The 11,006-nt window shown below is 51.2% G+C and carries 11 protein-coding genes; 2 read left to right on the top strand and 9 right to left on the bottom strand.

Annotation, left to right across the window (positions count from 1 at the left end; translation table 11 throughout):
* Positions 1 to 918: 918 nt before the first annotated feature.
* The gene (locus tag ACKTSG_RS08280; protein ID WP_407893728.1) at positions 919 to 1,308 is read left to right on the top strand and encodes a hypothetical protein; all 390 of its coding nucleotides are present in this window, start codon (positions 919 to 921) and stop codon (positions 1,306 to 1,308) included.
* Positions 1,305 to 1,652 carry a hypothetical protein gene (locus tag ACKTSG_RS08275; RefSeq protein ID WP_407893726.1) on the top strand — a complete coding sequence of 116 codons (348 nt, stop codon included), beginning with the start codon at positions 1,305 to 1,307 and terminating at the stop codon, positions 1,650 to 1,652. The genes ACKTSG_RS08280 and ACKTSG_RS08275 overlap by 4 nt, the downstream gene beginning before the upstream one ends.
* A 260-nt stretch (positions 1,653 to 1,912) precedes the next feature.
* Here the strand turns inward: ACKTSG_RS08275 and ACKTSG_RS08270 are convergent, their stop codons facing one another.
* The 9 genes from ACKTSG_RS08270 to ACKTSG_RS08230 all read right to left on the bottom strand — a co-directional run bounded on the left by ACKTSG_RS08270 (position 1,913) and on the right by ACKTSG_RS08230 (position 10,916).
* Positions 1,913 to 2,836, bottom strand: a complete 924-nt coding sequence (locus ACKTSG_RS08270; RefSeq protein ID WP_125570249.1) for a conjugal transfer protein — start codon at positions 2,834 to 2,836, stop codon at positions 1,913 to 1,915.
* Complete coding sequence (locus ACKTSG_RS08265) at positions 2,833 to 3,366, bottom strand: hypothetical protein (protein ID WP_407893724.1); 534 nt, start codon at positions 3,364 to 3,366, stop codon at positions 2,833 to 2,835. The genes ACKTSG_RS08270 and ACKTSG_RS08265 overlap by 4 nt, the downstream gene beginning before the upstream one ends.
* 9 nt (positions 3,367 to 3,375) lie before the next feature.
* A complete protein-coding gene (locus tag ACKTSG_RS08260; RefSeq protein WP_272029153.1) occupies positions 3,376 to 4,371 on the bottom strand; it encodes a bifunctional lytic transglycosylase/C40 family peptidase in 996 nt (331 codons plus the stop codon).
* Positions 4,368 to 6,470: a CD3337/EF1877 family mobilome membrane protein gene (locus ACKTSG_RS08255; protein ID WP_272029152.1), complete on the bottom strand. Its 2,103-nt coding sequence runs from the start codon at positions 6,468 to 6,470 to the stop codon at positions 4,368 to 4,370. The genes ACKTSG_RS08260 and ACKTSG_RS08255 overlap by 4 nt, the downstream gene beginning before the upstream one ends.
* Entirely contained in the window at positions 6,457 to 8,922 is a 2,466-nt protein-coding gene (gene tcpF / locus ACKTSG_RS08250) for a conjugal transfer ATPase TcpF (RefSeq protein ID WP_407893721.1), read from the bottom strand. The genes ACKTSG_RS08255 and tcpF overlap by 14 nt, the downstream gene beginning before the upstream one ends.
* A complete protein-coding gene (locus ACKTSG_RS08245; RefSeq protein WP_407893719.1) occupies positions 8,906 to 9,298 on the bottom strand; it encodes a conjugal transfer protein in 393 nt (130 codons plus the stop codon). The genes tcpF and ACKTSG_RS08245 overlap by 17 nt, the downstream gene beginning before the upstream one ends.
* Positions 9,299 to 9,359: 61 nt before the next feature.
* Positions 9,360 to 9,857, bottom strand: a complete 498-nt coding sequence (locus ACKTSG_RS08240; RefSeq protein WP_407893717.1) for an antirestriction protein ArdA — start codon at positions 9,855 to 9,857, stop codon at positions 9,360 to 9,362.
* 3 nt (positions 9,858 to 9,860) lie between these two features.
* The gene (locus tag ACKTSG_RS08235) at positions 9,861 to 10,082 is read right to left on the bottom strand and encodes a hypothetical protein (protein WP_003606383.1); all 222 of its coding nucleotides are present in this window, start codon (positions 10,080 to 10,082) and stop codon (positions 9,861 to 9,863) included.
* Positions 10,083 to 10,181: 99 nt separating this feature from the next.
* Complete coding sequence (locus ACKTSG_RS08230) at positions 10,182 to 10,916, bottom strand: DNA-methyltransferase (protein ID WP_272029148.1); 735 nt, start codon at positions 10,914 to 10,916, stop codon at positions 10,182 to 10,184.
* Positions 10,917 to 11,006 lie beyond the last annotated feature (90 nt).

The following is an 11,006-nucleotide window of genomic DNA, read 5'->3' as shown; positions in this document are numbered from 1 at the left end:
CCTCGTTTATCTTTTGGTTTGGTCGCTTAAAGCATAACACTGGAGGGAGTAGGTGTTTTTGTGTTATCTAAAAAGGCCTAAAACTTCCAGCGTTGAAGTACTCTTCAACACCAAAAATTTTAGACCCCTTTTTTTTTGCGAATCGCAGGTTCTACACTGACATTTTTAGCCTTTGAAAAACAAAAACTCCCTCAGGCAACTCTTAGACCTGGGGGAGAAAATTTTAGATGACTGGTAGATCAGTTTGGCGTTGAACGACGGTGACCATCGACGTGGGTACCGTTGGCTTTAGTATAAGGCTTTACAACAACAATTTTTTTGTGCTGAGTGCCACGTGTACTACTCTTGGTTTTTGACATTTGTGTTCTCCTTTCTGTCTTAGTCACGAATGAAAGACTCTCGTGCTAATTAAGAGTATCACAAAGATAGTAAAAGCACAAGATGATGTATATGTGCCGTGAAAACAAATTGATTTGTTCAATATATAGTATGCCGGTCTGGTGTCCATTTCGATAAATGATTCTCTCGCGAAGGGCCTCGCTTGCATTACTCGCTGTAACAGAAGTGAGCACGATGATATCTGTGGTTGTGCTCTGTTGCTCTGTCATACGGTTGCTCTGCGCCTGTTCGCGATTGGAAACGTTTCTGATAGAATTGGGAAGAGAGTGTGTCGGTTTTTAAGTTGAGTATGGTTTGATTAGTATCGAAGACTCGCCCGAGGTCATATCGAAAGGGCAGACCCTACCCAACCAGCCTTGACTTATCTCCCGAAAACGGTATCATTAAGCTAAATAAAAGATCGTATGTATCAAGAGAGTTGGTAGTGGCTATGCACAGTGACCAACCGGCAACGTACCGAAAGGCAACGTGCCCCACCATAGACGGATGCAGACTAGCTTCTTCGAGTCGTGCATTTCGGTGTACGACTTTTTAAATACAATGATTGGAAGCGGTTTTGTGTTGCTATTTTTAGAAGGTCACCTCACGCAGGTGGCAGATACGGATGAGGAAAATATCAGGCAGTGGATCGCCTACACGCGAGCGAACGTGGCCGTCAACGCGGTGGGCGTTGGCCAGTACCTGCTCGCTCGGGCAGGCGCGTCCGGTGAGTTGCGTGATGCGGTCGATGCTGTCGTGATGGCCAAGTTATGCGCTGTGCGCCCGCAGACCAGCGTGCCGAAGACAGTTAACGCTAGGCGTGCGGCACAGATCACGCGGCAGTGGGTGCGACAATTTGCGGCTGACGAGAGGATCCCTGAGCCGGTGCGCAGCCGGGCGGCACAATTATTGGAGGCGTGGGTAGGATGAGTAAACCTAGAAGCAAGCGAAAGCATCGCAGGCAGCAGCGGACCGAGGCGCTGACGAAAGCCATCAGTGACGAACTGAATTTGGCGGCGACGCAAGCCATCCAGCGCGGGCTCGAGAAGGGGATGAGCGAGGTTTTCGCCGAGCTGGTGCAGCAGGAAGTGCGCCGGCAGATTGCGGGAGAGGATGACAGTGAGCCTGAGGACTTAATGCCGGGGGACGAAGCGGCTGAGGCGAATGACGTTTTTGATCTGGCTAACGCCGAGGAGCGGGATAAATCGGAAGACAACGACGAGTGGATTGAGGACGAACAGTATGCCTATGGCGATGATTGGGATGGGGTCTGACCTGGACGGGATGACGACGACTTGACGACCCGCATATTCTTCACTTTGTAGATGAAACGTTAGCACATGCAGATCACGTTTTACGCGGTCAACGTTATGGTCGTTGATTCCTAGAAATCGCAATACACCAAGATTATCTTTGAACAAGGTAGAAATTGGTTTATCACTGACGGGATCTAAGCTAATTCTAGAGTGCATAAAGATACCCGGCACACCCCACCACGTTGGTTTAAGCGAAGGGGGCGTGCCGGGCATTATTTTTAGATACCGTTGGTGATAATCCAGTTATTGTTTGGCTTGGATAGGATCAAGGTGTATTGCGATATTTGGCTCATGTCATTGTCAGTGTCGAGATACTTCACAGATAACGTGACAGTCAAACCGAGCTTAGTCTGCTTAAAGACTGGATCTAGAAGTTCCACGAACTTAAGGTTGCGTTCGATTGGCTGCGTGCCGTCCTTGACGTAATACTTGAGTTCGTTGCGATCACTTTGCGGGTACAAAGCGAAGAACGTTTTGAGGAACTTGTTTACGTCGTCTACGGTGCTGCTGGCTACCGTGTTATCAGACTGGGTGTCTGGTAACTTGATTCGAGCCGTCGATGGTTCAGCCGCGATGGTTGGGTTCTTAGTGACCACCATATCGCCGTTGTCATTTTGCATGACGTTGATGGTGTAGGTGCTAGTCACGGTTTTCTTGTCTTTACCCTTGGTGAGGTCTTGCTTCACCGTAAATAGTACGCGGAACGTATCTTTGGCTGCCTTGCTCACGTCCCAGACCTTAACTTCACTAACCGTGGCCGTGGTGGGAATATCGCTCCGCACCGTATCTGCGTTAAGCGATTGCAGTTGCTCCACGAGATACGGCTGTAAGGATTTCTGCCGCTGGTCGAGGGTTTCGTGGCTTGGCTGCCACGAGTAGTAGAGCTTAGCGAAGTCGGTAGTGAAGGTCGCCAAGGCGTGCGTGTCGATCACCTTGGTCTTGATCACTTGAACTTCATGCACCGTGTGGGTGTCGATGGCAGTCATGTTCTTGTAGACACCGAAGCTGGTGCTACTGATCAACACCGCCCAACAAAGTAGCGTAACCGGACGGCGCAAGCCGCGGTGCTTAATTTTAGGTGGCTTTGGGGCGGCTGGCTTCTTCTTGAACCAGCCGTTCTTTTGGGTTTTGTCTTTACTCAAGGTTCGTTCACCTTGTCCTTTCTAGTTTCATAGCAGCGGTAAAAGTCATTGTAAATATCGAGAAACCGTACGAACAGGCGTTGCAGCGAGATTCGTTTGTAGCCTTCATAGTCGGTTTCGATATACTGACCGAGTTCACGGTCATTGTTGAAGTGTTCTTCAGCCAAGTAGCGTTCGCGATCGAGGATATACTTACGGTCTTCCGAGTCGAAGACCTTGCCTTTCAGCCATCGATCAACGGCGACTTCATGCGCGACAGCGAGGCGATACTCGCGCCGGTGCCCGTATTCCATTTCCGGCATGCGATCCACGAAGCGATCGATTACGTTGCACAGGTCATCAGTGTTAGGTTTTCTTTGCTTGAAGAACTTGATTCGTTCCCATTCGCCCGACGCAAAGTCGAGTTCCTTGTTGCGTAGCGCACCGTTGTCGCCGAATTTGAGATCAACGTGCGCCTTTTGTAGCGCGTCGTCAAAGGTGTTGGTGAGGAGTTCCATCCAGTCAGAGTAACCGATACCGTTTTGGTCCATTAGCTTCACCTACTTCTTCGCGCGCCCGGCGCCGACTAGGTGGGCTTGCCAGTAGCTTGAGTTCAAGTCAGCGTAGCCGAGCGGATCGCCCGCATTGTACATCTTCATGCCGCCAACGTAGATTCCAACGTGGGTTACGTAATCGGCGGTATCGTAGGTCGAGTGGAAGAATACGAGGTCACCGGGCTTGGCGTCCTTGATGTTCAGGCGTGACGTGGCGTCGTATTGGGCTTGGGCGGTACGAGGGAGTTTGATCCCAGCTTTGCCGTAGCACCAGCTAGTTAGCCCTGAACAGTCGAAGCCCGTTGTTGGCGTTGAGCCGCCGAAGACATAGCGAGTGCCTTGATACTTGAGCGCTTCGACCATGATGGCTTGCACCGTTTGGTCATCGAACTTTGCGCCACCAGTGACGAGGTATTGCGAGATAACCGACACGTAGTACATGTTTCCATAAGCGTAGCGCCAACCGTTCTTAGCAACCGCGTTGGTGTAAGTGACTTTCTTGCCGCCGGACTCCTCTTTAGCAAAAGCCGTCGCCAGCGCCAGCGTGTACCTCTTACCGTGCTTGGCAACGTAGTCGATAAAGCCGCCACCGTAGTTGTAGCTTTGAATCGCGGTGTTGAGATCTACGCCTGCAGCCTTCATGCTTTTCAATAATGAAGCAAAATACTTCACACCTTGCTTGATTGACGCTTCGGCGTCTAGCGTATTGACCGGCAAACCCAGCGATTCACTGGATTGCATCACGTCGCCGCCCTTGCCACCGGATTCGACCTGCATGATGGCAAGGATCACCATCACATGGTCTGAGATGCCGAATTCCTGACAATACTTTTCGACCATCAACTTGTGCTGATAGACTTCAGCGGATAAGTTCATCGCGTCGGTTGTGATCGTTGAGGCAGGCTGATCTTCGTCATCATCAGAGGTGATGACCGCAAAGAACAGACCACCAATCAACAGTATTGGGAGTACGGCAAGCGCTAACCCGCGTCGGAGCTTCATCGCTTCTTGTGCCCTTTAGCCTTTTGTATCCGCTGTGGCTTTGGGTGGCGTGGCTTGGCTGGTTTTTCGGAAACGAGGGTCAGTGGCTTCTTGGGGGTATCTGTTGGAGAAACGGGGTCTTGGTGCGAGTCGAGTGTGGGTCTTGCTTGTGGCTTCGCGGCTGGCCGCGCAGGCCGAGTTGAAGTTGGCTTTGTTGCAGCGCGCTTTGGTTGGTCGCTAGCACCAGTTTGTTTGGGCTTTGGTTTGGTAGGTGTGGCAGTTGTTGGCTTACGGGTTGGTTCAACCGGTGGCTTGGTCGCCGTTGGTTTTTGCTTTTCAGGGTTAGCTTTAGGTTTAATTGCGAGCTTGCGTTCTTGCATTTGCTTACGCTGTTGCGCAAGTCGCTTGTCACGTTCTTGCTGATTAGTCTCACGGCGATCCTTGAAGCCATCCTTTGCGGTTTCGGCGGCGTCCTTAGTCAGTTGCTTGCCACGATGCAGGCCGTACAAAACGTTGGTTGGCGCGTCCTTCACCTGATTAAGGCCGCGCCTAGTCTTGTCTTTGAGCTTGTTGCCGACATCAGATACATCGGCAAGTTTCTCACCCAGACGTTGGCTGCGTGACTTCTTGGGCTGTTGCGGCTTGGCCGCATCCGCAGTTTGGCCGCGTTGCGATCCGGCCGGCAATTGTGGGAGTTGCGGTGTGCCGCGACCTTTCCCATAGCCTCGCGACAGGAAGCGTCCAGCCATCGCGCCACCCATTGCACTGCCGACTAACTGCCGAATCATGCGGTTGCCACGACGCGAGAAACGTTGTGCGCCTTGCTGGGCGTCAGAGCTGTGCAGCTGCATCATGCCCATCAAGTCACCGAGCTTCATCCAAATTCCGGCGAAGATGGTGACTTGCAAGAATGCCACAAGGAAGAACGGCGAGGTAGCCGACAGCCCATAGATCATTGCCGATAGCGAGAACGCCATCGTGATCACCAACGTCACGCCAACCCGCGTCATGATGGTGTTGAACAGCTTCATGATGTTTTGCTTCATCAAGCCGTTAAAGGACGGCAGCATCGCGAGCAAGAACGACACCGGCAAGAATGTTGCGTAGATGATAAAGAGTATCTGCGAGAACAGCATCATTGCCGTCAGGAAAAAGACGAACAAGGTGATTGCAACGTTGAACAAGACAACAAAGGTCGTGGTACCAAGCCGATTGATCGTCATGGTCGGCGAGAGATTCTCGTTGTCATTGTCTTCAATCTCAGCTTTCACCACGTCGGTGCGGGTTTTACCCTTGTCCCCAAACGGGGCAGTCTTCATTAGCTTGTTCACACGGCCTTTGCCGACGGTATCGACGTCACTATCACCGAACTGCAAAAGCGTCCACGGCTGCTTCACCTGAATTTCAAAAAGGGTGTCACGGATCGCGTCGACGCCTGACTTATTCGTTGCGGTACTAGTCCCCATGATCATCTTGGAGCCGGTGTTGAGCGCACTGGTGCTGATGTCGCTGCTGAACTCGTTAATCTTGCTCACGTAATCTGGTGCGTAGGCGATGAAGCTGGCCGAGGTGATGAAGATCACTACAAAGTTCACGATTGCCGAGATAGCTTTCGAGGTTTCGCGCTTGATGATACCGGTATACGCAACGTAGATACCGACTACCAGCGTAATCATCAGGAGCATTCCGGGATAGAACCCATCCGTGATGAAACCATTTTTTGACACGCCAGCCAGGAGCTGCATGTTCTTCCCGATTGCATCAGACGTCTCTTTGATGAAGTCCAGTGAGTAGGCTTGCTGAATCAGGTAGCCCGCAGCGTTTGAGAGATAGACCGAGAGCGTCCACAAAAAGTTGGTGATGGCGTACAGACCATAGCTTACGGACTTGCCGATACCATCGCCCCAATTCCAAGGCAACCAGTCCCAAGAAGTATCGACGAAGTAGTCGAGCTGGTAGTGCGACAACGGGTACTTGGAATACTCGTTAGAGCCGCCAGACTGATCGTCTACCAGTCCGGCAGCATGTACCGGTTGTCCGTCAGCGACCACTAGCACCAACATGAATACCGCGACAACACCGAGGAACAGCAGTAGCCGCCGACGGTTAGCTTTCGTCATCAGCAATCACCTCCACGGGTTTAGGTGGCCGAGTGTCAAAGGCGTGGTGCAGGTGTTCAAAGATATAGTCGAAGTGCAGCACACCGACGTGCCCCCAAATGTCTTGGAATAAGCACTCTCCATTATCTAGTGACCGAAGCCGGTTCTGATTACCTTCGTCTTCGGCATCGAGACCAAAGAAGTTGAGTGTGTTTTTGATTTCCGTGATGTCAGTGCTACGGAATGCAAACTTCTGGGCGATGTTGTTCTTCATCTTTTCATCGAGCAAGTCGTCTGCATTTTGAGTGACGAGGTAGACCCCGGCATTCATCGAACGACCTTCACGAATCAGTTTCATGGACAACGCCTTACCCTGCGCCACGTTTAAGAAAGCCCAGGCTTCGTCCAAGTCCACAATTTTGAACTGGGCGCGGTCTTGGTGAATGAAGTCAATCGCGAATGTGCTAATAATCATGAGCATGGCGACGGACAGCATTTCGGCAGTGATGTATTCCTCCTGCGTCTTATCGGCGTCCGGCAGTACCAAATCCGCAATTTGCACGATGTTGATTTTGCGGTCAAGAGCGATTGTTCGGCGCGCGGTCCCGTCGGAGAACAGCAGTGCGGCAAAGTCATAGTCCGTAAAGGATTCGATATGATCGGCGATGTTGCGTGCGATCGGTGTGTCCTCGCGGCGAAGTTCATCAATGACTTTCAACAGTCCGGGTTCAGGGGCTTGGGTCACCGCCCGAATCGCCTTGCGCAGCGTCGGGAAGCGGTCAGCGTCACGGCTTGAGATCCCCGTGAGGAAGGTCAGCGTATCAACGGCCAACGATTCCGAATCTTTCAAGTTGGATAAGATGATATACGGATCGAGTAGCCCCCGGTTTTGTTCCTCGCTGGTCAGGTTGACGATGTTAATCTCGTTACCCATAAAATCGAGATTTTTGGCCCAGCCGGTACGTTCCGACTTCGGGTCGAGGATCAGCGCCTGTGCGCCGTAAAGCACGGCGTAGTAGATAAGCAGGTTGTTCGAGAAGGACTTCCCACCACCCAAGCTACCAAGAAACGCTGCAGAGAGTGCATTAGTGACCGTTCCTTTGATACCTTGCGCGGCAATGTCCGGCTGGAGATACACGTTGCGTCCGGTGTCCACGTTGTACCCGATGTAGATACCTTCCTTTTCACCGAGCGATTGCGTCGCACCAAAGCCTAGCGAGGCGATGAAGTCGCTGGTCACGTACTGGATATAGTCGTTGATATAGCGTTTCGAGGCAGGGACAAACTCACCGTGCAGCCCCAGCATGTCGCCAAACGGTCGTATGAGCTTGATGTTGAGGCTGTCGTAGAAGTCGAGTAGCTGATCAGCGCGGCGCTTCATTTCGTCTTCGGATCGCCCAGCTACGCGAATGACATAGCTGATCTTGTACATCGCGTCCTTCGTTTGATCAAGGTTGCTTTCAAGTTCATCGACTGAATCTAACGCGTCGCTAACCCCACGCGTCGTCTCGTTGCCAGATTGATAAGCGTGTTCGTCCAAGTCCTTGAGTTCCTTCTTCTTGTTTCTGACTTTCGACAATGCCTTCTTGTTCGTCACGATCTCAACGTTCAGGCTGGTGTCGATTGGAAAATCAAACTGGCTTTGCTGGAAGTAGAAGATTTCGCTGCCGGGAAATTCGAGTTCACCCACGATGTCGGAAAGCGTCAGGTACGTTACGCAACTCGCATCCAACCCGTGGGTGATCTTGATTGAGCGTTGGTGCTGCTCAATCAGTGAGCGGGTTGGCTTGATCAAATCATAGCGTTTGATAATCGTGTCACGCTTAGACTTCTTGCGGGGTAAGTGGTACTCATAGTCGTCGTAGTCCTGACCCGTCATGCCGTAAAGATGCTCCAGCAAGTAGCCAAAGTCGTTTTTATCGAGCGGACGGACTTTGAACCGGCGCCCAATCTTCTCGGCGAGAAACTTTGCGGACTTTGAGTAGCGCTCTACTTCCGCATTATTCATGGTGAAGAAGTCCCCAGCGAACGTTGTGTTGAACTCGGCGAAGAAGTCCCGAATACCCAAGGACATATCCTTGAAGATGGACTTGGCGGTAACCTCAGCGTCGTTCAGCAACAGCTTAAAACCGATGAAGAAGCGGTAGTCCACTTGGTTGTCACCGACGTTTTCGGTCAATGCTTCCGCTTGGCCGTCGATGTGCTGGAAGGCGATGTCTTTCAGCGACCCCTTGACCAACTTCTTCGAGCGGTCGAGAGTGTCCCGAACACTGGCTTCGGTGGCGAGCTGCAATAAATGGAGCTTGCCATCACGATTCTGGGAGATTAGTTGGCGGAAGTTCTCATGCACTTGTTGCTTCTGTTCGGGACTTAGAAACGAGTAGTTGTACGGAATCAGTTCAAAATAGGCGTAGCACTCGCCGTCAGTGTTCCAGACGAGATTGTCTTCGATATACTTAATCGGAAATTTCATTGTGGTACCTCCAGACGTAGGTCACAGCAGCGGTTTGTTTCTCTTTCTGCGACTTCACAGATTTACCAGCATAGGTGAGCTTCGGAGTAATGGCATAGTTGATCACCGACCGCAAGAATCCCATTGGCTTCTTGTTGTCGAAGGTTTTCTGGCTCATGAACCAAGTTAGCCCGGCCGGAATGCCGACGTACTTGAGAAACGCGCCGTCAATGAATGATAGTGGCGGCAAGTCGCCCAGCAACATGACCGCAAACAGACTGACGATGAACCACGTCATTTGCGTAAAAGTAATTGGGAACGGTAGTTGCAGGTCATTGATGGCATACAGCACCTTTTCCACTGACCAGATGCTGGTGTAGGATCTGACTTTCTTCATGTGATCTCCTTTCGTAGTGAGATAAAAAGGCTGACGCCTTTTGTAGCGCCAGCCCAGAGAGTTAGTCTAATAATTGGTAGATGCCGTAAGGTGTTTCAACGAAACCTCCTTCAATTTCGAGGTCACGTCCGACCTTGGCATAGTCGATATAGTTTTCGACTTGTGGCGGAATGTCGCCGAACCAGCCTTCGTCAGCCAGTTCTTCGGCCAACTCCGCCATGTTCGCGACGTGATAGCAGGCGATGTCGTCCTTGTGTGCCGCGAGTTCGACCACGTTGTCGTACCATTCGCCGATAAGTTCTTTGATGGCAGGGTAAATCTCGGTGCCTTTCAACGCTTCAACGGCTGCGGCAGCTTCGTTGATTTCACCAATCGTTGAATACTCACTAAAAACAACGGGGCCTTCGTAGTCCTGAACCATGTATTCTTCGTACTGGTCGTTCAGTCCTAGCTTTTCAGCGAGTTCTTCGTTGTTGATAGGTGGAGTAAACCATGCGCCGATGATTTCGCCCTCATTATATTTGCCAATATTGGCAATAAAGACTTTGATGTCGTCCATAGGCTAGGCTCCCATGACGCGGTTGAACAAATTCAGCAACACGTCTTTGACCCCAGCGGTGTTGAACACCAACCCGACGGCAATGATCGCGATGACGAGAAAGCCGATGAGCTTAGAGAACTCCCTCTTGAAGCCCAAGTAAACACCGATAATGGCAATCGCCATCAGTACCAGGCTCTGCGCGTTGGAAGTGAACCAGTTAAACAAGTTTTGTCCGAAATTCATAATAATCATCCTTTGATTTTTAGTTTTGTGACCAGGGCTCCTTTCAAAATTGCCGCTGTTTGGGCGCGGTCAGCAGCGACCGGATCACGGGGGAACGAATCAGAAAAGCTCGGTTTGAGTTGCGTGGTGGTGCCTGATGCGATCAAGGGCACGCCGCCAGTATTCTTTACTAATTTCATAACCGATGAAATGACGGTCAGTGTCCATTGCGGCAATCGCGGTGGTGCCAGATCCCATGCAGTTATCCAGCACGATCTCGCCGGGTTGGCTGTAAGTCTTGATGAGGTAGGCAAAAAGGTCGACAGGCTTTTGCGTCGGGTGCCAGCCGGTGCGATCAGACTTGTAGATGAGCACATCAGACGGGTAGTTTGTCCACTCTTGCGTGTAACTGTCAGGTGCGTTCCACGGGTGCAACTGATTGGAATTTTCATACTTACGCGAGTTGACGGTTTTGTTATAGGGGAGCAGTCCTTGGGGGAAGTAATTCATGCCTTTGGTATCAGGAGAGTTGCCAAAATTGGCCGTGCCCGCTTTTGAGAAGACGAGAATTTCCTCGAAACGTGACAACGGGCGGTTTTTAGCGTTGACGAAGTTGGTGACAGTATTCTTGATCCAGACCCACTTGTAGCGATACAAAGCCGGGTTTGATTGCACTAAGTCTGCAGAGAAGCGTTCAGTTGCGGTGAGCACAATCGCGCCTTGCGGTTTAATGAGCCGCTCGTATTGACCCCAGAGGTATTCAAACGGGATCACCTTGTCCCAAGCGTTTGCTGTGGTCCCATACGGCAAGTCGCACAGGATCATGTCGATAGAGGCTGTCGGTAAGTCCGCCATGCCTTCCAGACACTCGCGATTATAGATAACGTCTAGTTCGATTGCGGTGATACTCCTTTAGTTGAATTTGTGACCATCACTCCTTTTTGA

The sequence above is a fragment of the Lacticaseibacillus salsurae genome (assembly GCF_045862175.1).
In the GTDB taxonomy this organism is placed as follows: domain Bacteria; phylum Bacillota; class Bacilli; order Lactobacillales; family Lactobacillaceae; genus Lacticaseibacillus; species Lacticaseibacillus salsurae.
This window is presented reverse-complemented; position numbering and strand designations above follow the sequence as displayed.